Origin of the sequence: Microbacterium aquimaris, assembly GCF_039531285.1 — a bacterium.
GTDB lineage: Bacteria > Actinomycetota > Actinomycetes > Actinomycetales > Microbacteriaceae > Microbacterium > Microbacterium aquimaris.
Genome location: NZ_BAAAPT010000001.1, coordinates 1,513,911 through 1,533,441, shown reverse-complemented (window position 1 = coordinate 1,533,441; position 19,531 = coordinate 1,513,911). Strand labels below are relative to the sequence as shown.

19 protein-coding genes are annotated in these 19,531 nt (G+C 70.2%); 6 read left to right on the top strand and 13 right to left on the bottom strand.

The features are described 5' to 3' along the window. Nucleotides 1-162: 162 nt before the first annotated feature. The 4 genes from ABD204_RS07080 to ABD204_RS07065 are packed head-to-tail and all read right to left on the bottom strand — an operon-like array spanning nt 163 to nt 4,929. Entirely contained in the window at nt 163-1,359 is a 1,197-nt protein-coding gene (locus ABD204_RS07080) for an NAD(P)/FAD-dependent oxidoreductase (protein WP_206697154.1), read from the bottom strand. Nucleotides 1,360-1,371: 12 nt separating this feature from the next. Then, nucleotides 1,372-2,172, bottom strand: coding sequence for an SDR family NAD(P)-dependent oxidoreductase (locus ABD204_RS07075; protein ID WP_194423937.1), 801 nt, complete (start codon nt 2,170-2,172; stop codon nt 1,372-1,374). 11 nt (nt 2,173-2,183) lie between these two features. Beyond that, complete coding sequence (locus tag ABD204_RS07070; RefSeq protein WP_322597537.1) at nt 2,184-3,116, bottom strand: SMP-30/gluconolactonase/LRE family protein; 933 nt, start codon at nt 3,114-3,116, stop codon at nt 2,184-2,186. Continuing rightward, nucleotides 3,106-4,929, bottom strand: coding sequence for a glycoside hydrolase family 15 protein (locus ABD204_RS07065; RefSeq protein ID WP_194423936.1), 1,824 nt, complete (start codon nt 4,927-4,929; stop codon nt 3,106-3,108). The genes ABD204_RS07070 and ABD204_RS07065 overlap by 11 nt, the downstream gene beginning before the upstream one ends. A 205-nt stretch (nt 4,930-5,134) precedes the next feature. Between ABD204_RS07065 and ABD204_RS07060 the strand changes: the two genes are divergently transcribed. Next, complete coding sequence (locus ABD204_RS07060; RefSeq protein ID WP_194423935.1) at nt 5,135-5,686, top strand: Dps family protein; 552 nt, start codon at nt 5,135-5,137, stop codon at nt 5,684-5,686. Between the two features lie 53 nt (nt 5,687-5,739). Further along, entirely contained in the window at nt 5,740-6,630 is an 891-nt protein-coding gene (locus ABD204_RS07055; RefSeq protein WP_277816630.1) for an SDR family oxidoreductase, read from the top strand. A gap of 26 nt (nt 6,631-6,656) precedes the next feature. On the opposite strand, the gene ABD204_RS07050 is transcribed toward ABD204_RS07055, so the two are convergent. Beyond that, nucleotides 6,657-7,412 carry an alpha/beta fold hydrolase gene (locus ABD204_RS07050; RefSeq protein ID WP_194423934.1) on the bottom strand — a complete coding sequence of 252 codons (756 nt, stop codon included), beginning with the start codon at nt 7,410-7,412 and terminating at the stop codon, nt 6,657-6,659. Between the two features lie 133 nt (nt 7,413-7,545). Between ABD204_RS07050 and ABD204_RS07045 the strand changes: the two genes are divergently transcribed. From ABD204_RS07045 to ABD204_RS07035, 3 genes are all read left to right on the top strand, one after another. Further along, nucleotides 7,546-7,851 carry a hypothetical protein gene (locus ABD204_RS07045; RefSeq protein ID WP_194423933.1) on the top strand — a complete coding sequence of 102 codons (306 nt, stop codon included), beginning with the start codon at nt 7,546-7,548 and terminating at the stop codon, nt 7,849-7,851. Nucleotides 7,852-8,049: 198 nt separating this feature from the next. Beyond that, nucleotides 8,050-9,816, top strand: a complete 1,767-nt coding sequence (locus ABD204_RS07040; protein ID WP_322597536.1) for a sigma-70 family RNA polymerase sigma factor — start codon at nt 8,050-8,052, stop codon at nt 9,814-9,816. A gap of 205 nt (nt 9,817-10,021) precedes the next feature. Then, nucleotides 10,022-10,303, top strand: coding sequence for a hypothetical protein (locus ABD204_RS07035; RefSeq protein ID WP_194423931.1), 282 nt, complete (start codon nt 10,022-10,024; stop codon nt 10,301-10,303). 8 nt (nt 10,304-10,311) lie between these two features. On the opposite strand, the gene ABD204_RS07030 is transcribed toward ABD204_RS07035, so the two are convergent. The 4 genes from ABD204_RS07030 to ABD204_RS07015 form a co-directional block, all read right to left on the bottom strand. Next, nucleotides 10,312-12,120, bottom strand: coding sequence for a sensor histidine kinase (locus ABD204_RS07030; RefSeq protein ID WP_194423930.1), 1,809 nt, complete (start codon nt 12,118-12,120; stop codon nt 10,312-10,314). A 91-nt stretch (nt 12,121-12,211) separates the two neighbouring features. Next, a complete protein-coding gene (locus tag ABD204_RS07025) occupies nt 12,212-13,036 on the bottom strand; it encodes a TspO/MBR family protein (protein WP_322597535.1) in 825 nt (274 codons plus the stop codon). Between the two features lie 154 nt (nt 13,037-13,190). Next, nucleotides 13,191-13,544, bottom strand: coding sequence for a hypothetical protein (locus tag ABD204_RS07020; protein WP_194423929.1), 354 nt, complete (start codon nt 13,542-13,544; stop codon nt 13,191-13,193). 179 nt (nt 13,545-13,723) lie between these two features. Next, nucleotides 13,724-13,978: a hypothetical protein gene (locus tag ABD204_RS07015; RefSeq protein WP_194423928.1), complete on the bottom strand. Its 255-nt coding sequence runs from the start codon at nt 13,976-13,978 to the stop codon at nt 13,724-13,726. Nucleotides 13,979-14,451: 473 nt separating this feature from the next. On the opposite strand from ABD204_RS07015, the gene ABD204_RS07010 reads away from it, so the two are divergent. Beyond that, nucleotides 14,452-15,093: a hypothetical protein gene (locus ABD204_RS07010; RefSeq protein WP_194423927.1), complete on the top strand. Its 642-nt coding sequence runs from the start codon at nt 14,452-14,454 to the stop codon at nt 15,091-15,093. 27 nt (nt 15,094-15,120) lie between these two features. Here the strand turns inward: ABD204_RS07010 and ABD204_RS07005 are convergent, their stop codons facing one another. From ABD204_RS07005 to ABD204_RS06990, 4 genes are read right to left on the bottom strand one after another with little or no spacing between them, the layout of a single operon-like run. Continuing rightward, nucleotides 15,121-15,807 (bottom strand): transaldolase family protein, encoded by a 687-nt coding sequence (locus tag ABD204_RS07005; protein ID WP_194423926.1) that lies wholly within the window; start codon nt 15,805-15,807, stop codon nt 15,121-15,123. Between the two features lie 41 nt (nt 15,808-15,848). Next, on the bottom strand, nt 15,849-17,312 hold the full coding sequence (gene xylB / locus ABD204_RS07000) for a xylulokinase (RefSeq protein ID WP_194423925.1): 1,464 nt from the start codon (nt 17,310-17,312) through the stop codon (nt 15,849-15,851). 17 nt (nt 17,313-17,329) lie between these two features. Beyond that, nucleotides 17,330-17,965, bottom strand: coding sequence for an SIS domain-containing protein (locus ABD204_RS06995; RefSeq protein ID WP_194423924.1), 636 nt, complete (start codon nt 17,963-17,965; stop codon nt 17,330-17,332). Between the two features lie 14 nt (nt 17,966-17,979). Continuing rightward, a complete protein-coding gene (locus tag ABD204_RS06990) occupies nt 17,980-19,530 on the bottom strand; it encodes a sugar ABC transporter ATP-binding protein (RefSeq protein WP_194423923.1) in 1,551 nt (516 codons plus the stop codon). Nucleotide 19,531: the final 1 nt, after the last annotated feature.

Sequence of the window (19,531 nt, the reverse complement as noted above, 5' to 3'; positions counted from 1 at the left end):
CCGCACGTGGACAGTATCTGCCGTACGACGCGCGGAACATCGGTGAACAACACAGGAGATCGCCACGGCTCGGTCGGTATCCGCCCCGCAGGTAGCCGGCGGGCGGAGATTGTCCTGTTGTGTCGACGGAGCCAGACGCATCACACCGCCGGGGGCGCCGCGCTACCGGATGCGGTTGCGCAGCGCCTGTTCGTTCTCCTCCCGGTCCACGAGCACGGCGCGGGCGAGGTCGCGGGCGTCGGAGACGTTCCACAGCAGCACGCCGATCGGCGCTCCCGCCTCGTCGCGGTAGTACACGACGGCCCGTCCGTCGTCGAGGTCGACCGTCAGCGGATCGCACGAGGCGTCGACGGTGCCGATTGCTTCCCACCGGGTGCCGAAAACCTGCGAGTAGAAGTACGGCGTGTGCCGGTACGTGACCTCCTCCCCCGCCATGGCGCGCCCCGCCGCTTCACCCATCTCGGTGGCGTTGTCGACGTGCTCGACCCGGCTGCGCCCGAGGATCGGGTCGGGATAGGCGGCGATGTCGCCGGCTGCCCAGATCGCGTCGTCGCTGGTGGCGAGGTGGTCGTCGACGAGCACGCCGTCGTCGACGGCGAGCTCGGCCTCGGCCGCCAGACCGACCACGGGGTCGGCGCCGAGTCCGATCACGACGGCTTCACCGGCGCGCACCCGGCCGTCGTCGAGCACGGCGTGGAGGGTGTTCCCCTCGGCACGGATCTCCTCGACCCGCCGACCGGGCACGAGTCGTACCCCGCCCTCGACGAACAGCGCCTGGTGGCGCTCGGCGAGCGCGGGCGGGAACTGCGCGGCCCCCAGTGTCTCGTCGGGGAAGACCAGTTCGGTATCGACCCCGTTGTGTGCCAGCGCGGCGGCGATCTCGGTACCGATGTAGCCGCCGCCGACGACGATGATGCGCCCGCCTCCGGCGGCCAGTTCCCTCAGCCGCCGGTAGTCCTGCGCCGAACGGAACGCCACGATGCGGTCGTCCTGTTCGGGGGCGGGGATGGTGCGGGGTGTGGAGCCGGTCGCCAGCAGGAGTCGGCGGTAGCCGACCGTCTCCCCGTCGGATGTCTGCACCGTCCGGCCGAATCGGTCGATGCGGGTGACGAGGGTGTTCAGGCACAGGTCGGCCCCGGTGTCGGCGGCGGTGTTCAGCGGCACCTGCTCTTCGGTGAAGTCGGGGTCGGTCCACAGTTTCTTCGACAGCGCCGGCCGCGTGTACGGCGGGTCGGAGTCGGCGCTGAGGATGCCGATGGTGCCGGTGGTGTCGCGCTCGCGGATGCCGCGGGCGGCGGCGTCGGCGACCATTCCACCGCCGACGATGAGGTAGTCGAAGGTGGGGATGTCCTCAGTCATGGGCGGGCCTGCTCAGATCGTCGCGACCGAGCCGGAGTCGACCCGGTAGTTCGAACCGTTCACGAACGACGCGTGTGTGGAGCACAGGAAGGCGATGACCGCAGCGACCTCGGCCGGCTCACCGCGGCGCTTGAGCTCCATGTAGGGCCGCTCCTCGTCGAGGAACGACGTGATGGCCTCGTCGAAGGACGTGCCGAGTTCGGCGGAACGCTTCTGCATCATCGCGTCGGTCATGGGGGTGTGGATGAACGCGGGCGAGACCGCGTTCACGAGCAGTCCTTCGCGCGCGTAGGAGCGCGACAGCCCCTTCGCCAGCGCGAGGATCCCGGCCTTCGCCGCGCAGTAGGGCAGCTCGTCGTCGTAGGGCTGCACGGCGTCTTCCGAGGCGAGGAGGATCAGGCGCCCCCACCCGCCGGTGCGCAGGTCGGGAAGGAATTCGCGCACGAGCCGCACCGGTCCGTGCAAGTCGACGTCGATGGTCTTCACCCACCCCTCGTCGTCGATCTCGTGGAACAGCCCCTGCGCCCCGGTGATGCCGGCGGACTGCACGAGGATGTCGATGGCACCGACCGCGGCGGAGGTCTTGCGGTGCAGTTCGGCGAGGTCGACGGTGTCGGTGATGTCGGCGGCGAAGGCGAACAGCGCACCGTCGGGGGCCTCGAGGGCCGCGGCCGCCTCATCGAGGGCGTCCTGGTCCTTGTCGCTGATGACGACGGTGGCGCCTTCGGCGAGCAGGAGTCGCGCGGTCTCCCACCCGATGCCGGAGTCGCCCCCGGTGATGAGCGCCTTCTTGCCGGTGATTCCGAGATCCATGACAGGTCCCTTCAGTGGTGGTGTGCGGATGGTGCGGCAGGTTCGGGGAGCACGGCGCGCTCCCCGAACCTCGGGACACGGCGGCCGGTCGCGCCGGTGCGTACGCGCAGGATCGAACCGCTGGCCGGCGTGGTCCGCAGGTCGTCTTCGGTGAGGTTCTCCCGCGCGGTGCCCACCAGGAGCAGGTCGCGGTCCGGTCCGACGAAGGCGACGGAAGTGATGTTCGGCGCGGGCATGGGTACCGACGCGAGCACCTGTCCCTCGGGCGACCAGCAGAGCACCTCGCCGCCGCCGTACACGCCGTTCCAGAAGCGCCCTTCGGTATCCAGGGCGAGGCCGTCGGATGCGTGCCCGACGAGGAAGGGCTCGAGTTCTCCGAGCGGTTCTGCCCCGTCGCGGTACGGTGCGCGGTAGACGGTCGATGTCGCGGTGTCGGTGACGTACATGGTGCGGCCGTCGCTTGACCACTCGAACCCGTTCGCCACGCCGAATCCGCCGCGCACGAGGGTGAGGGCGCCGTCGGCGTCGACGGTGTAGAGGGCCGCGTCGGGGTCGCCGCGGGTGAGGTCCATCGCCCCCACGACGAACCTTCCGTACGGATCGACTTTGCCCTCGTTGAAACGGATGCCGCTGTGGGCATGTGCCACGTGCGCGAGGTCTCTGCGGATGCCGCCACGCTGGTCGAGGAGCACCACTCGGTCTTTGAGGGCCGCGACGTATCCGCCGTCCACGGCGGGCTGGACGGCGGACACGGGGGCCGGGAGGTCGACGACGATGTCGTCGGATCCGTCGGGCGCACCCTCCAGCCGACCGCGATGCAGCGTCCCGGCGGTGATGTCGACCCACACCACCTCGGCGGTGCGCTCATCCCAGAAGATGCTCTCGACCAGCACCGACCTCGTGTCGCGGAACACGTCGACGTCGCTGCGGATCTCAGCGATCACCGAGCACCTCCTCGGGGACGAGCCGCTCCATCGTGAGGGCGGCGTTGACGAGGGCGAGATGGCTGAGGGCCTGCGGCAGATTGCCCCAGAACGCGCCGTCGTGCTCGGAGATCATCTCGGCGAAGATCCCGACGTCGTTGCCGCGGGCGACCAGGTCATCCATCGCGGCGACGGCTTCGTCGTGGCGCCCGACGCACGCGAGGGCACCCGCGCGCCAGAACGCGCACGCCACGAAGGTGTGTTCCTCCCGGTCCATGCCGGTGTAGCGATAAAGCAGCGGACCGGCCCCGAGTTCGGCGGTCAGCCGGTCGATGGTCTGGGACATCCGCGTCCCCCGGTCGAATCCGCTCTCGGCGTGCAGCAGCACCGACGCGTCGAGGTCGGTGGTGCCCGGATGCATCACGTAGGCGCCCGCCTGTTCCGACCAGCCGTGCTCGTGCACCCAGGCCTCGACCCGCGTCATCTCGTCGCGCCAGCGCTCGACCGGCCCGGGGATGACACCGAGCTCTCCCAGGTGCACGGCGTCGCGGAGGGCCTGCCAGCACCCCATCTTGGAGGATGTGTAGTGCTGCACCTCGGCGAGCTCCCACATGCCCGAGTCGGGGTTGCGCCACAGGTCGCACGTGCGGTCTGCCATGTCGGCCAGGAGCCTCCCGGTCTCGGTGTCCAGCACGTTGCCCGCGTCGACGTAGGTGCGGCAGATCGAGAACAGATCGCCGTAGACACCGAGTTGCAGTTGGTCGTTGGCGGGGTTGCCGGCCACGACGGGTCCGATGCCGCGCCAACCGTCGACGTCGAACTCGCGCGTGCCGTCGATGGTGCCGCCGCCCAGGTCGTACATGACGTGGAGGTCCGGGCCCTGTTCGCGGATGGTGCGCACCAGCCACGAGATCGACGCGTGCGTCTCCTCCCGCAGTCCGAAACGAACCAGGGCACGCGCGGTGTAGGCCAGGTCGCGCACCCACGCGAGACGGTACTCCCAGTTCTTCCCGCCGCGCGGGTTCTCGGGGAGGGAGGTGGTCGCCGCCGCCGCGATGGCTCCGGTCGGCGAATAGACGAGCAGCTTCAACGCCAGGGCGCTGCGTTGCACGTGCGGGGCCCACGGTCCGTCGTAGCCGAACTCCCGCGACCACAGCCGCCATTGGTCGACGGTGCGCTCGATGCCCCGCTGCACGTTCGCGGGGACCGGGAAGTGCAACGGCTCGCCGTCGGTGGCCGAGATGACGATCAGATGGCGTGAGCCTTCGTCCGTGTCGAAGCGACCCGAGATCGCGGGGCGCCCGTCGACGTCGTCGGCGCCGGACTCGCCGTGATGCTCGCCGTCCACGGCGAGGGAGGTGGCTCCGACGCGCAGGATGCGACGCTCGTGCACCCGTTCGAGCCAGGGGCCGGCGGTCTGCAGGCGCGTGCCGGGGGTCACCGCCCAGGCGAACTCGACGGCGCCGGAGAGCCCCTCCACGCGCCGCGCGAGCTCGGCCCAGGGCAGGCGCCCGGCGACCCCGGTGACCATCGCGTCGGTGACCCGCGCACGGCCGGAGGCGGTCTCGTAGGTGGTGGTCAGCACGTTGGTGTCGGCCACGTAGCGTCGGGTGACGGTGTAGGGCTCGACCGGTTCGAGGTCGATGCATCCCCCGGTCGCGTCGTCGAGGAGACGCGCGAACACCGGCGTGGAGTCGAGGTTGGGCAACGGCATCCAGTCGACGCGGCCGTTGCGGCCGATCAGCGCGACGGTACGTCCGTCGCCGATAGGCGCGTAGGTGCGCAAGTCGGCGCCCGCTGCGGGGGCGGGGCGCGCCGAGGAGGTGTCGTGCATGGCACCACGGTAGGTACCCCGCCGGGATGCGGCCCGAGGGTTGCGCGCTCGCCCGCCGGGAGCTACACGCCGCGTGCGTCGGGCCGGGGGCGGACGCACGCGGCGGAAGTTAGCAACGAAGCGCCTGTCCTGCAAGCCCGTGTCCGCAGGCCCCCGGCGGGCTTAGCGTCGCATCCGTCCGTTCCTCACGAAAGGGAGGTCCCCCATGGCCGATTCCACCCCCACGAAGAACAAGCGTCGCCCCGCGCGCGGCGGCTCGGGCGCCGGCCTGACCGACGAGCAGAACGCCGAGAGCGGCTTCACCGCGTCGAAGCAGCTCAGCGAGAGCATGCAGAAGGTGATGGTCGACCTGATCGAGCTGTCGCTGCAGGGCAAGCAGGCGCACTGGAACGTCGTCGGCAAGAACTTCCGCGACACCCACCTGCAGTTGGACGAGATCATCGACGCCGCGCGCGAGTTCACCGACACGATCGCCGAGCGCATGCGCGCCCTCCACGCGCTCCCCGACGGCCGCAGCGACGTCATCGCCGAGACCACGACCCTGCCGGAGTTCCCGCAGGGCGAGATCGACACCGCCGAGGTCGTCGACCTCATGACCGAGCGACTCGAGGCCGTCACCGGCACGGTGCGCGAGGTCCACGACGGCATCGACGAGGAGGACCCCACGAGCGCGGACCTGCTCCACGAGGTGCTCGTGCGCCTGGAGCAGCTGGCGTGGATGGTCAGCGCCGAAAACCGCGTGCCGGCCAAGCGCTGACCACGCATACGTCTTCCCACCCGCATCCGCACATCCCACGAGGAGGAAACGCGATGACGAGCATGTACACGATGCAAGACCCCACGACCCAGTTCCCCCGGCCGCCGTTCCCGCCGCAGCAGCAGGACGCCCCGGGCACGATCCACACGATGGATCCTGCTCCCGACCACGGTGAAGCCAGCTACATCGGCACCGGGCGACTTCCCGGCCGGAAGGCGCTGGTGACCGGCGCGGACTCCGGCATCGGTCGCGCCGTGGCGATCGCCTACGCCCGGGAGGGTGCCGACGTCGCCCTCAGCTATCTCCCGCAGGAGCAGGAGCAGGCCGAGGAGGTCGCCTCGCTCATCGAGGCGGAGGGACGCACGGCGGTGCTGGTGCCCGGCGATCTGCAGGACGAGCAGACCGACATCGACGTCGTCGCGAAGACGGTCGAGGAACTCGGCGGCATCGACATCCTCGTGATCAACGCCGGCGCGATGCCGACCGTGGACAGCATCGACGAGTTCGAGACGCACACGCTCGATCACGTCATGAAGGCCAACATCTACCCGCTGTTCTGGTTGACCAAGGCCGCCTCGCCGCACCTGCCCCCCGGTGCCGCGGTGATCACCACCTCGAGCGAGCAGGGCTTCACGCCCTCGCCGTCGCTGGCCGAGTACGCCGTGTCGAAGGCGGGGATCGCCAACTGGACGCGCGCCCTCGCCCAGCAGCTCATCGGTCGCGGCATCCGCGTGAACGGTGTCGCTCCCGGCCCGATCTGGACCCCGCTGCAGCCGGCGTACGTGCCGAACGAGAAGATCGAGCACTTCGGCGAGCAGACGCCGATGGGTCGGGCCGGACAGCCGGTCGAGCTGGCCCCCGCGTTCGTGTTCCTCGCCTCCCAGGAGTCGAGCTACGTGGTCGGCGAGACGATCGCCGTGACCGGCGGAGTGCCCATCCACTGACCCTTCGGCGCCTCAGGAGGGGGCGGTCAGCCGATCGCCGCGAAGAACTGTCGCATCGTCTCGTCGGGCCGGTCACGTTGCGGGGAGTGGCCGGCCCCGGCGACGACCGACATCGAGACCATCGGGTTGGCGCACACCTCGTCGGCGAGCGCTCCGGTGAAGATCGACCAGACGTCGGGATCCGCGCCGATCACGTGCGTGGGTACCGCGAGGTCTCGCGCGAAGGTCGAGACGTCCCATCCCGGGTTCTGCTCGGCGGTCTGCTCGACCGCCCACCGGCTCACCTGTCGGGTCGACAGGGCTTTCAGTTCGACGTCGTTCTCGTGCCAGTGCGGGTTCCGTGCCCGCACGGCCGCCGCGTCGCCGGCGGCGAACGCCTCCTCTTGGCCGGCTCGCACGGTCGCGCGTTGCTCGTCGGTCAGGCGGAGACCGGGGTCGACCAGTACCAGACGGCGGGCCCAATCCGGGTGGCGAGAAGCCGCGAGCGTCACAGCGGCACCCCCGAGCGAGTGCCCGAGCACGAGGTCCCACGGCCCACCGCCGCGTGGTCTGGTGGCGGCGACATCGACGCCGTACGCCTCGAGCGTGTAGTCGAGCGCGCGGGGTGCGGTGCCGTGACCGCGCAGGTCCACGGCCGTCGCGCACCATCCGGCCTCGGCGAGCGCGACGCCGAACCGCCACATGAGGGCGCCGTTGGATCCGAGTCCGTGCACCAGAAGGGCGTGCCGGGTGGCGTCGGGGGGACCCCATTCGTGTCGGGGCAGGCGCACGATCGACGTCATGGGAGCCATCGTACGGTCCGGTCCGCGGATGGCTTCAGCCGAGCCGAACCGCGTAAAGAATCCCCCGCCCCTGCATCTCTCTTGTGTCCGCCTGCGGAACACATCACCACACCCCCACCCCGAGAGGACCACCATGCCCGGGACCATCGAGTTCCTGACGTTCACCGCCACCGCGTCGACGGCGCTGGCCGACACGGCCCTGATCCTGGCCGTCCCCGCGCTGGTCGCGATGATCGCGTTGCTGGCCACCAACCGTGCCGACCTGCTGTTGTTGCCGTTGGGCGTCGTGATCGTGAGCATGCTGATGGCGGCCGTGGGCATCGCCGCCGGGCACTGGTACCCGTTGGCGATCATCGCCGCAGGCACCGGTGTCGCGATCTTCGCCGGCCAGTTCCTCGCCGCGGCACGATCGGCTCTGACCGAGCGCCGAGCCGGCTGAGGGTCCAGGGCTCTCGCAGCACGCATGCGATAGCGTTTTCGGGCACCGCCCGCGCCGGGGCGGCGATCCTGCGAGTTCGCCGTACGCGCGTAATGCCCGCGGGCGTCTGTGCATCACTCCATCGTCCGCACCGTGCGGGCGACGACGACTGGGGGCGGGATGTTGGAGGATGCGTCGAGGGTCTCGGACCTCGATCTGGTGGCTGCCACCCGCGACGGTGACCGCGGCGCGTTCGCCCAGTTGTGGCAACGCCACCAGCAGGCCGCCCTGACGGTGGCCGCGTCGATGCAGTCCGGGTTCGACGCGGACGATCTGGTGTCGGAGTCCTTCGCCCTGGTCTACCGCAGCATCATGCGCGGCGGCGGGCCGACGACGGGGTTCCGGGCCTACCTGTTCACGACGGTGCGCAATACGGCCGCCGCGTGGGGACGTGGTCAGCGCGAGTTCGCGGACGATCAACTCGACGAGGTCGTCGACCCGCGCACCGAATGGGATGAGACCGACGCGGCGCTGGACCGCTCCACCACGATGCAGGCGTTCCGCAGCCTCCCGACCCGCTGGCAGGAGGTGCTCTGGTACACCGAGATCGAGAAGTTGAAGCCGGCGGCGGTGGCGGCGTTGGTGGGGATGAAGGCGAACGCGGTCTCGCAGCTGGCCTTCCGCGCCCGCGAGGGTCTGCGCGACGCATGGATCCAGGCGCATCTGCGCACGTTGTCGGCCGATTCGGAGTGCCGGTGGACGGTCGAACGTCTCGGTGCCTATACCCGCGCGACGGCGGGCAAACGCGACACGATGCGCATCGACGCGCACCTCAGCACGTGCGCGCAGTGCATCATCGTGGCCGAGGAGGCCCGGCATGTCGGCTCACGCCTGGCGATCGTGGTGCTGCCGCTGATTCTGGGTTCGACGGCCACAGGCGGCTATCTGGCGTCGTTGCAGGGGTTGCCCGCATCGGCGCCGCTGGCGATGTCGGCGACCGGTTTCGAGGGCGTCCCGGTGGTTCCGGATCCGAGTGGTGCGGCCGGCGGCGCGGCGGCCTCCGCGGGCGGCTCCGCCGGAGGAGGCGGCGCTGCCGCATCGGGCGCCGCTGCGGCAGCGGGTGCGGCGGGCGCCGGGGGCGTCCTCGCCTCGGCGCCGGTGATGATCGTCGCGGCCGTGGCCGCCGCGGTGGTGGGCGTGGGCGGGATCGCCGCGGCCACCACGTCGATGTGGATGCCCGGGGCCGCAACCTCGGAGGAGGTCGTGATCGCGACGACCACCGAGGAGGAGACCGACACGACGGTCTCGGACCCGAGCCCGTCTGCGACTCCCGCGTGGCCCACACCGAGCCCGTCACCGTCCGCGACAGCCGAGAGCTCCGCGCCCGTGTCCTCCTCCGATGCCGGTTCGACGACGGATGCGGCGCCACAGCCGGCACCGCAACCGGCGCGACCGGCCGCTCCCTCTCCGGGAGCCGAGCCCGCCCCCACCCCGACGTCGGAGCCGGCGCCCACGCCCACGCCCACGCCCACGCCGGAGCCGACCCCGACGTCCGAACCGACACCGACACCCGAACCGACACCGACACCGACACCCGAACCCATCCCGACACCCGAACCCACCCCGACACAGACGCCCGAACCCAACCCGATACCGACCGCCATTCCGACACCCGAGCCGGAGCCCGACCCGGTCGCGTACACGCCGCTTCACATCGCCTCGTCGAAGGTGTATTTCCCATCGGGGTCGACCGCCCTTCACCTCGACCTCGTCGTGCACGGCGCGCCGGGCCAAGCGGTCGCGCTGGTCGTGGACGGCGTGACGCGCAGCACCGCGACGGTCGACGATCAGGGCGCCGGCATCCTGGTGTTCCGCCCGACCGTGCTGGATCTCCTTCGGAATGCGACCGTCGTCGTCGACTATCCCGGTGACGACAGCGGTGCCAACGCGACCTCGACGCGGTTGAGTGCTCTCCTCATCGGGTGATCTCGAACTTTTTCCACACATCCGCGTAACGGATCCGGCCCGACCGCATCTCTTCAGGTGGGAGGGGCAGAAATGCCCCGGGGGAATCGCGTCGCAGGTCCGGTCTGTTCGGGCCTGCGACGCGTGTTTCACCCGCCGTCTGTCATAAAGACGCCCTCCGATGCAAGGGCCTCTGGATTCGGCACCGACACGGCAGGGTGGTGACGTGCCTTCCGTTGCGACATCCCCTCTCGCCCCTCGCTACAGCCGCCCCGCCGGCGACATCGTCGCCGCCCGGCGCGCGTCGGGCATCGCGTGGGCCCGGGTCGAAGACGGCTTCCACGTCGCCAACCGCGACGGCGTCTTCCTCGGGTACCTGGACCGCGAAGCCGACGGCACGTGGCTCGTGTTCGACGGCCGGTCGACCCGCGTGGGCCGTGGAGCGGGCCTGCGTGAGGCGATGGATGTGCTGATCATCCACCACCAGCGTGCCGAGCAGGCCGCCTGAGGGCGCGCTCAGAAGATCATCGCGGCCGGGTCCCGCCACGGCAGCCGGGCATCGAAGACGACGTCATCGCCGGATTGGGTGACCGTGGCGTCGAGACTGCTCGTTCCGATGCCGGGCCGCTGCGCGTCGGGATCGGACAACGTTCCGCGTGAGATCGCACGGACGCGAAGCCTCCCGTCGGCGGCGACCGTGAGCCGGACGAGGGCAGCGCGCGCGCCGGAGTGCTTCACGGCGTTCACGAGCGCCTCGTTGACGACGTCGACGACCTGATCGGCCGTCGCGGCGTCGGTGAGCGCGACGGCGGCCCGGTCGGAGGTTCGCACGCTGATCTCCATGATCGCGCCCCAGGCTCCCAGGATCCGCTCGATCGGTCCGGCGCCGGGTTCGGTCTCACGCAGCACGATCCCGGTCTCCTCCTCCGCGGCCTGGCACGCCTGCTCGTCGAGGAGTCGATCGAAGATGTCGTCGGTGAGCCGCCGGAAATCGGCGACGTGCCTTTCGGTCGCCTGCCCCTCGTCGACGTGGGCGGCGAAGACGACACATCGTCCCTGGACGCCGCCATGGAGCAGGTCGACCGCGGCGCGGAGGGGGTCGATCGCTCGTGAGGTCTCTTCCCCGGCTTCGCGCGCGACCTGCGGGAGCAGCTCCTCGGAGCGGCGCGCGACCTCTCGTGCCTCCTGTATGGCGTCGATGCACAGCGCCAGGGCGACGACCATCCCCGGGACGAGGATCATCCCGGTCAGTCCGAGGACTCCGATTCCGGGGACGAGGGCATAGGTCATCGCGCAGGCGGCGACGCCGGCGATGAGCCATACGGCGATGTAGAGCGGCGCGCGATGCCGGGCGCCCCTCGGGGGGATCACACGGCGCACGACGGCCCCGGCGGCCAGATCGATCGCAGCGATCCCGACGGCCCCCACGAGGACGACGTGGGCGCCGCCCGCGGCGAACGAGAACGGCACGGTTCCTGCGACGTAGAGCAGGGCCACGACCAGCCGGGGTGTGGCGACGAGCCGTTCGGAGAGCGATCGGTGCGGGCGGCTGGGCCGATCGCGTCCCTCCGGTGTGGACACCTCCTCGGCGACATCGTCCGCGCGTCGCTCGATGAGGTGGCTCTCGGCCCGCACCTGGTCGGCGTAGGCGCGGACGGCGTCGAAGTCGAGGTCACCGGCCAGCAACTGCTCGCGGGCGTCCCGTAGCCGGTGCGCGGTGTCGGCGAGCAGCGCCCGAGTCGACTCGGATTGCGCCCGCGCGCGGGCGAGGCGCGTGCGCATGGTCGCCAGGGCGTTCTCGAGCCGTTCCGTGGTGACCCGTCGCTGCGCGTATTGGGTGTGGGTGACCGCGACGAGGGAGAACAGCAAGAGCGCCCAGGTGATGTTCGTGGCGATACGCGGCCCGAAGTCACCCTCGCTGCTCGTTGCCCACAGGAGGTGCCCGAGCAGGTCGTTCAGCGGGGTCCGGAGGCATGAGGCCACGACGAGGGCGACGAGCACCGTCGACGCGCGCGCAACGCGGCCGGGCAGGCGTCGTTCGGCGAACGCGGCCGGGGCCACCAGGATCGCGAGGACGACCCAACTGATCGCGGCGACGACGACGGCCTTCGCGTACCCCTCGAAGGCGCCGTGACTGAAGGTCGGGACGCTGATGAACGTCGCGAGGACGAACGACAGCCCCGTGCTCCACGTGTTGTAGAACGCCCCACCCGAGACGGCATCCCACCAGATCGCGGATCCGCGGACGACGACGTTCCGGGCACGCCGAACCGCCTTCTCGACGCCGACACGGGCGCGCGCGAAGACAGGCTCGGGGTGGGGCATTCGGGTGACCTTCCCAGCGGTTCGGCCCCAGAATAGCGAATGTCTCCTCGGCTGACTCTCTGTGTCGGACTCGCTGTGTCGGTGGCGCGTGTCAGCGGCGAGCGCGCATGTCGTGGCGGACCCGTGCGATCACGGTCGCCGCGACGATCAGCACGACGGCGACGATCGCCGCGATCCCGGTCTCGGGCGAGTACGGCTCGTCGGTGAAGCGGGCGACGGCGACCCAGGCGACCCCCCAGCTGAGTGATGCGGCCGGGGCGAGTCGTCCGCCGCCCCAGAACGCCAGGGCGATGCCGATGGCGGCCGCGGCAGCGAGGACGATCGACGACCACACCGCCGGAGCGATGCCGAATCCTTCGAAGCCGGTGGCGTAGAGGATCGCGGTGGCGTTGGCGACGGTCGCGATGATCACCCATCCGAGGTACAGGCCGATGGCACCGTCGGCGACGATGGTCTCGACGATGTTCTTCGGTGCGGTGTGGCGGAGGATGACGAAGATGCGGCACAGGACGAACAACAGCACGGCGATCACCGGCAGGCTCAGCCACAGCAGGTCGGCTTGGACCACGCCGATCCACACGGCGTTGAGGATCAGCGATGCGGCGACCCACCATCCGATCCGCTCCTGCCGCGCGTCATGACGTTGCGCGGGGAGCACCTGCCAGATGGCGTACGCGAGCATGCCGGTGTAGATGACGCTCCAGATGCGGAACGCGCCGGTGCCGGGTGCGACGAGCGTCGAGTCGGAGTCGAGGAACCCGCCCGCGGCTTCCTGGATGGGGGTTCCGAAGAACGCGCCCGACCCGATGAAGGCGGCGACGATGGCGAGCACGGAGCTCACCAGGATGATCACCTGCCGGGTGAGCGCTTGCGTACGGGTGCTGTGGTCACTGCGGGTCTTCGTCGGCGAGGACACGGATACCTCCAGGGGATGCGGCACGGGACACGCCACCGGTGTGTGGGTGTTCGTGAGTGTGTTCCGACGCTAGACCCCGCATGGATGCACCCTCGAGGGGGTTGCGGTCCGCAGCCTCGAGCGACATCATCGCCCCCGGGCGGCGGGAAAATCGTCACGAGAGCTGTCGCCCGCCGACCTCCGGTCCTTCCTCATCGTGTTCGTCCGATCGGGACCGACGGGCACGTCGCTCGAGAAGCAATCGCACGCCGGTGCCGACTCCGGCGGCGGCTGCGGTGACGATCAGCACGTCGATGAGCGGCTGCACGTACTGCGCCCCGAGGCCGACGGCTGCCAGGAGCACGCTGACGGTGAGCCCCGCAAGGGGCACGATCAGCAGGTCGGCGTTGTCGAGGGCGAGCAGCACCGCCAACACGATGGCGGAAGGAACGGCGATGAGCATCGCCACGTCGGCGATGGAGCGTGAGACCGTGGCCGCGAAGGTCAGTGTCTCAATGGAGTCGGGCATGATCCTCCTCATGGTCGTCGCGTGAGAAGAAGCAACCGAAGCAGCGGGCTCTCGTACTTCACCTCAATGGTGCTCGGGTACGGCGTCGCTCTCGCGTGTCCGTCCCGCTCCTGCGCGATTCGGCAGTCTCCGCGCGCGTATTGAATCGTGTGAGCGACTCGGCCGCGCTCCGGGGGGGGTCATTCCGGTTCGCGTCGGAGAAGCTCCCGGATCTCGTCCGGAAGGAAGCTCGGGCGTGCCGGCGGGTCCGGGCGGCGCCCGCCTCCGGAGAGCATCGCCAGGACTTCTTCGACGGTGTCGACGGGGGCGCGGAAGGTTCCGTAGTCGTAGGAGAATCCCCGAGCGTCCCGGGCTGTCAGGCGCACCTCGACGTGGTCGTGGGGCATGTGATCGCGTGTGAGATCACGGTCGGACGGGTGGGCGAGCGCGGTCATGCGCGGACCTCCATGAGCTGTGACGGACATCGTCGGGGACGTCGCCCCGTCTGACAGATGCGCGTCGCATCCGTTCCTTACGCCGACGGGGATTCACCGCGGGGAGGAGAAGAGCAGCTGCTGGGGTGTCCTGGCCCGCTCCTCCCCACGGGGCCGGGCGCCACAGCGCGCGGCCACGATCGGGTGGCGTCGTCTCGGCGCTGAAGCCCCCACTTGCAGCTCCGTACAGACGCCGGCCCGTCGGATCCGGGTCAGAGGCTGCACGTCGGGACGGGAATCGACGGGCGGCTTCGTCGTCCGGTGGGATCACGATCGCACGCGGGCTCGTCCGAAGGCGCCGGCGACGCCGAAGAATCGTCCGCGGCATCACCCGCGGGTGATTCGAGTCGTTGCCCCCTCTTGGATCGACGGCGCCGACCGGCCAGAGTAGGACGCAGGGCGGGGACGGACCCGTCACGATCTGGGGAGGATCCATGCGCAAGCGCACGTCACCGTCGACACTGGCGGCGGTCGCCGCCTCGGCGGCCTTGGTGCTGACCGGATGTACGGGCGGGGCCGATGACGACGCGGCGACACCGGTGGCGGAGGCCACGCCGACACCGGATGCGGTGGAGACCCCCGAGGTGGTCGCGGTGTCGCTGGAGGAGTGCGTGGTGGGCACGTGGCTGATCCCGGAGGCGGAGTTGGTGCGGTTCTACGGCACCCTCTCCGGCCAGATCGATGAGGTGGAGATCGCCCCGTACGGCACCGTCGAGCTGACCCTCGCCGATGACGGCGCCTCCTCCTACGACTCCGACTACGGGTTCGACCTGCTCATCGAGGCCGGTTCGACCTCGATGGAACCGCGCGTGGTGGTGACGGGCACGATCAGTGGCGCGTGGAGTGTCTCCGATGACGATCGCATTCTGTTGGAGACCGACGACAGCTCTCTGGTGGTCGATGTGACCGTGGACGGGCAGCCCATGGACCTCGGTGACATGACGAATCAGTTCCTCGAGCACACCCCGCTGGACAGCTCGGCGGGTGCGGTGACCTGCACCGAGGACACGATGGTGGTCCCCTACGAGACCACCGGCGACCCGATCGACCTCACCTGGGAGCGCATCTCCGGCTAGAGGATCACCGGTGACAGATCGCCGGCCTCAGCGTGCGTCACCGTCCGCCGCGGAACTCCACGGCGCGCGGCTGACCCGTTCGTGGCCTCGCGCGACCGCTTCGAATTCCGCCGCCGCCGTGTCACTGACCGGATCCTGAAGCGCCGCCTCGATCACGGTGGGGTGGGCGGTGATGTGGCGCACTCCGAGTTCGGCGAGGTCGGCGATCACCTCGGGGGTGCGCACACTGGCCACCAGCAGATCGGTGCCGGTTCCGCGCAGCGCGCCCACCATGCGCGCCATGATCACCGACGCGTCCTCCCCCGCGTCGCTCAACCGGCCGTAATAGGGCGCGATGTAGCGGGCTCCGATCGCCGCGGCCGAGACCGCCTGCGCGACGCTGTACACCGCGGTCATCAGCACCGGGGTGTCCCGTCGACGCAGCGCCGCGGCGACCCGGAACCCGATCGAGGTCGCCGGGACCTTCACGATCACCTCCGGTCCGAGCTCCGCGATCTCCGCCGCCCGGTCGAGCATCTGCTCCTGCGTGGCACCGGTGGTCTGGAAGAAGACCTCTCCGGCTCCCGCCGCCGCGAACGCGCGGTACAGCTCGGGGACGGGCGGCGCCTCGTCACGGACGAGGATCGTCGGGTTCGTGGTGACGCCGGCGATCAGTCCGTCACGCAGAAGTCCGGTGACGGGTTCGAGGGCGGCGCTGTCGGCGTAGAACTTCACGGTTCCTTCGTTTCGGTCGAGACGGGTCGGGTCGTGGGCGGTCAGCGGGTCAAGCCCGGTGTCCGGGCCAGCTGGATGTAGCGGTCGAACGCGGCGCGAGGGGAGGGCGCCGCGGGCTCGGTCGTCGTGGACACCGCGGGCGTCCATGCGTCGCGGACGGTGGCCACCGCCGCGCCCCGCAGGACCGCCGCCGCTTGCACGCATGCCCCACGTGCCGTCGCCTCGACGACGTCCTTGGTGAGGACCGGCTTCTGGAGGATGTCGGCGAGCATCTGCCGGTACGCGGGGGACTTCGCGCCGCCGCCGACGACGCTCACCTCACCGTCCGCGGCGGCGCCTGCGGCCCGAATAGCTTCGTGACCGGCGGCGAGGCCGAACAAGACGCCTTCGAACGCGGCTCGCGCGATGTCTTCGCGCGTGGTGTCGGTGGTGAGACCTCCCAACGTTCCCGTCGCATCCGGTCGGTTCGGCGTGCGCTCACCATCCAGATAGGCCACGAGCACAGGTCGGTCTTCTCGCGGCGGGGCGGCCAGCGCCAACTCGGAGAGCTCGGAGAGCGTCACATTCAGCCAGCGGGCCGTGGCGTCGGTGACCTTGGTGGAGTTGAGCGTGCAGATCAGCGGCAGGTAGCCGCCCGCGGCGTCGGCGACGCCGTTGACGGCGCCGGACGGGTCGAACACCGGGTTGCGCGAGGTGGTGATGACCACCCCCGAGGTGCCGAGGCTGTAGAGGACGTCGCCTTCCTTCAGGCCGACACCGAGCGCCCCGGCGTGCTGGTCGCCCGCACCGGCGGCGATGACGACATCGTGGCCGAGCCCGAGCTGTTCTGCGGCGCCGGTCGAAATCGTTCCGGCGACCTCGTCGGGCCCGAGCACCGTCGGCAGCATCGACTCCCACTCGAGGTCGGCGCGGACGAACTCGTCGAGGAGGTCGGTCCGCCACCGTCCCTCGCGTGCGGAGTAGTACCCCGTTCCGGAAGCCTCTGAACGATCCGTCACCGCCCGGTCGGCGAGGCGGAAGGTGAGGAAGTCGTGCGGGAGGAGGACGTGACGCGCCCGGTCGAGCACGTCGGGTTCGTGCTCGGCGACCCACATCAGCTTGCTGATCGTGAAGGCGGCGGTCGGGACCGAACCGATCGCGTCGACCCACGCGCGCTCTCCGCGGGCGGCGACGGCGCGTTGGGCCTGTGGCGCGGATTCGGTGTCGTTCCAGAGCTTCGCGGCACGCAGCACCCGCCCGTGCTCGTCGAGGAGGACGAGCCCGTGGCATTGGGCGGCGATGCTGATCGCGGCGATCTCGGTCGCGTCGATGCCGGCGTCGGTGACGGCTGCGAGCAGGGCCTCTCGCAGCGCACTCCACCACCGTTCGGGGTCTTGCTCGCTACGCGGCGGGGTGGTGGGCGGGTGTGCCGCCCGCCCTGTTCCCCGCAGCCGCCCGGTGTCGGCGTCACGGAGTTCGACGGTGCAAGACTGCGTGGAACTGTCCACGCCCGCGACGATGCTCATGCGCCCATCCTGAGGGGTCAGGCCGACGCGGGCGCGTCGATGCCGGTGAGCGGGTCCGGGAGGTCGGTGATCTGCCCGACCGCCCCGGCGGGATGGGTCTCGAGCACCTGGTCCCAGCCGTACCCGCGACGACGCATGAGGATGTTGGCCAGCGCATCGCCCCACACCGAGGTGACGAGGGTGCTACCCATCGCGATGACACCGCCCGGGTCACCTTCGCCTTCGGTGATGAGGGTGACCGTCACGTCGGCGAGGCGCCCGAGGGTGGACTCCGGTTCCGCGGTCAGGGCCACGACCGAGACGGAGCGGCGTTGCGCGCGCGTCGAGAAGTCGTTGATCTCTGCCGATTCCCCGCCCCGCGAGATCGAGATGAGCACGTCCCCCGCCGCGAGTGCCCCCATGGTGCCGTGCAGGGCATCCATCGGGTGGATGAAGGTCGAGGGCGTGCCGCACACGGCGAGCAGGTGCGCCATGCGGCGGGCGGTGGCTCCGGAGGTGCCGGATCCGGTGACGAACACTTTTCCGGTGCAGGACTGCAGGAGGTCGACGACCTCGATGAAGGAGTCGTCGAGCTGGTCGGCGACGGCGAGCACGGCCGCACCTTCGTTGCGCACGACGGCGCGGGCAGCTTCCAGGGTGGCTTCGTGGGACACGGGGGTCCTTCCTTTCAGGCGGCGTCCCACGCCGCGTGGCGCAGGGATGCGGGAGTGAGGGTGTGGGGGTCGAGGACCGTCCCGTCGGAGACGCCGTTGCTCATCACGACGACGTCGTCGGAGACCTCGCAGATCTCTTCCTCTTCACTGGAGACGACGATGACCGTCAGGCCCTCCTCATGGGCGAGGCGCCGCACCATCTGGTGGATGTCGGCCTTGACCCCGAGATCTACACCCTTGGTGGGTTCGTCCAGCAGCAGCACCTTGGGCTGCTGGGCGAGGGCGCGCGCCAAGATGACCTTCTGCTGGTTGCCGCCGGAAAGGCGCTCGACCGGGCCGGTGCGGTCGCCTTTCACCTTGAGCTGATCCATGTAGCCGGCGGCGATGGCGCTCAGGCGCCCCCGGTCGAGCCGACCCCAACGGTATGCACGGTGCAGCACCGGCAGCATCGCGTTGGTCGCGGAATCCAGCTGCGGCACGATGCCGTCGATCTTGCGCTCCTCGGTGACGTAGACGACGCCGGTCTTCATCGCCTCAGAGGGTCCGCGCGGCGCATAGGGCTTGCCGAAAACGGTCACGCGGCCCGATCTGATCCCGTCGAGTCCGACCAACGCGCGCAGCAATTCGGTGCGCCCGGATCCGACGAGTCCGTAGATCCCGAGCACGCGCCCCTCGTGCGCGCGGAGGGTGACGTCGGAGATGTCGGAGGTGGCGAGGCGTTCGACCGAGACGGTGACCGGACGGGTGTGCTCCGGTGCGACCCGCGGCGTTCGAGTCGCGCGATCGGCCAGGTCCACGGCTTCCTCGCCGGCGATGGCGGTGACGATCTCTTGGCGGGAGACCTCGCCGACGTTCGCGTCGATGCGCACCTCGCCGTCCACGAGCGCGACCACGCGGGAAGCGACGGCGTAGAGCTCTTCGAGCTTGTGGTCGACGAGGATGATGCCGATGCCGCGGTTCGACAGCGAGCGCACGATTTCCAGGAACCGGTCCACCTGCGCTCCTTCGAGACTCGTGGTGGGCTCGTCCAGGAGCAGGAAGCGGGCGTTGCGGTGGGTCGCGATCGCGATCTCCAGCAACTGTCGTGTGGCCACCGGGTAGGTCCCGACCTTCGCGTCGGGGTCGACGTTCAGTCCGAACTCCTCGGCGAGCGCTCGGGTGCGTTCGCGCATCTCGTCCTTGCTGAGCATCCCCGCCCGAGTGCGCTCGTGACCGAGGAACACGTTCTGAGCGACTGTGAGGTTCGGCAGCAGCGACAGTTCCTGGTAGACCGTGGCGATCCCTGCCTGGAGAGCGTCGATCGGTGACCCGAGGGGTGTGGGTTCTCCGTCGAGGAGGACGGAGCCGGAGACCGGCTTGATCGCCCCCGAGATCACCCGCATGAGGGTGGACTTGCCCGCCCCGTTGTGCCCGACCAGGCCGATGACCTCGCCGGGCCGGACGGCGATGGACACGCCCTTCAGCACCGTCACGCCTGTGTAGCTCATGACGACGTCTCGAACCTCGAGGCCGGAACCGGCCGCGGTGTCCATTGCGGCGCCGGTGGCCGCGTCCATCGCCGCCATG

Bases quoted from the DNA above. Each gene is read 5' to 3' on its own strand.
- ABD204_RS07060 (WP_194423935.1), top strand. From the start codon at position 5,135: ATGGCCGATTCCACCCCCACGAAGAACAAGCGTCGCCCCGCGCGCGGC.
- xylB (WP_194423925.1), bottom strand. From the start codon at position 17,312: ATGAGCATCGTCGCGGGCGTGGACAGTTCCACGCAGTCTTGCACCGTC.
- ABD204_RS07080 (WP_206697154.1), bottom strand. From the start codon at position 1,359: ATGACTGAGGACATCCCCACCTTCGACTACCTCATCGTCGGCGGTGGA.
- ABD204_RS07010 (WP_194423927.1), top strand. From the start codon at position 14,452: ATGCGCAAGCGCACGTCACCGTCGACACTGGCGGCGGTCGCCGCCTCG.
- ABD204_RS07065 (WP_194423936.1), bottom strand. From the start codon at position 4,929: ATGCACGACACCTCCTCGGCGCGCCCCGCCCCCGCAGCGGGCGCCGAC.
- ABD204_RS07045 (WP_194423933.1), top strand. From the start codon at position 7,546: ATGCCCGGGACCATCGAGTTCCTGACGTTCACCGCCACCGCGTCGACG.
- ABD204_RS07030 (WP_194423930.1), bottom strand. From the start codon at position 12,120: ATGCCCCACCCCGAGCCTGTCTTCGCGCGCGCCCGTGTCGGCGTCGAG.
- ABD204_RS07015 (WP_194423928.1), bottom strand. From the start codon at position 13,978: ATGACCGCGCTCGCCCACCCGTCCGACCGTGATCTCACACGCGATCAC.
- ABD204_RS06990 (WP_194423923.1), bottom strand. From the start codon at position 19,530: ATGGCGGCGATGGACGCGGCCACCGGCGCCGCAATGGACACCGCGGCC.
- ABD204_RS07020 (WP_194423929.1), bottom strand. From the start codon at position 13,544: ATGCCCGACTCCATTGAGACACTGACCTTCGCGGCCACGGTCTCACGC.
- ABD204_RS07055 (WP_277816630.1), top strand. From the start codon at position 5,740: ATGACGAGCATGTACACGATGCAAGACCCCACGACCCAGTTCCCCCGG.
- ABD204_RS07075 (WP_194423937.1), bottom strand. From the start codon at position 2,172: ATGGATCTCGGAATCACCGGCAAGAAGGCGCTCATCACCGGGGGCGAC.
- ABD204_RS07050 (WP_194423934.1), bottom strand. From the start codon at position 7,412: ATGACGTCGATCGTGCGCCTGCCCCGACACGAATGGGGTCCCCCCGAC.